Annotated in this window: 1 protein-coding gene; it reads left to right on the forward strand. The window is 71.7% G+C overall.

All coding sequences use genetic code 11. From position 1 onward, the window contains the following. The coding region (locus POF73_RS45840) for an alpha-galactosidase (protein WP_443049780.1) at window positions 1-709 on the forward strand (709 nt) is incomplete at both ends.

Consider the following 709-nt stretch of genomic DNA (forward strand, 5'->3'; position numbering starts at 1 on the left):
GACGCCCTGCGCGCCACCGGGCGGCCGATCGTCTACAGCATCAACCCCAACAGCTTCCACGCCCCCGCCGGCGACAAGTACAACTGGGGCGAGGTCGCCGACCTGTGGCGGACCACCGAGGACCTGCTCGACATCTGGCAAAACGGCAACACCAACAGCTACCCGATGGGCGTCGGCAACGTCCTCGACGTCACCGCACCGCTGGCCGCTCAGTCGGGCCCGGGACACTGGAACGACCCCGACATGCTGGTCGTCGGCCGCCCCGGCCTGTCCCTGACCGAGTCCCGTTCCCACTTCGCCCTGTGGTCGCTGCTGAGCGCCCCGCTCATGGCCGGCAACGACATCCGCACCATGTCCGCCGACGTGAGCGCCATCCTGCGCAACCCGCGCCTGCTGGCGGTCAACCAGGACCCGCGGGGCGCGGGCGGACGCCGGGTCCGCGACGACGGCAGCACCGAAGTGTTCGCCAAGCCCCTGTCCGACGGCTCCGTCGCGGTCGGCCTGTTCAACCGGGGAGGCGGCACCGCGACCATCACCACGACGGCCGCGCAAGTCGGCCTGTCCGGCAGCTCGTTCACCCTCACCGACCTGTGGACCGGCGGTACGTCGAGCACCTCCGGCCAGATCTCCGCCAACGTCCCCGCCCACGGCGTCGCCGTGTTCAAGGTGACCGGCGGCAGCCCGCTGGCCGCCACCACCTCCCGGCTGC

Source organism: Streptomyces sp. HD (assembly GCF_028369295.1).
Lineage (GTDB): Bacteria > Actinomycetota > Actinomycetes > Streptomycetales > Streptomycetaceae > Streptomyces.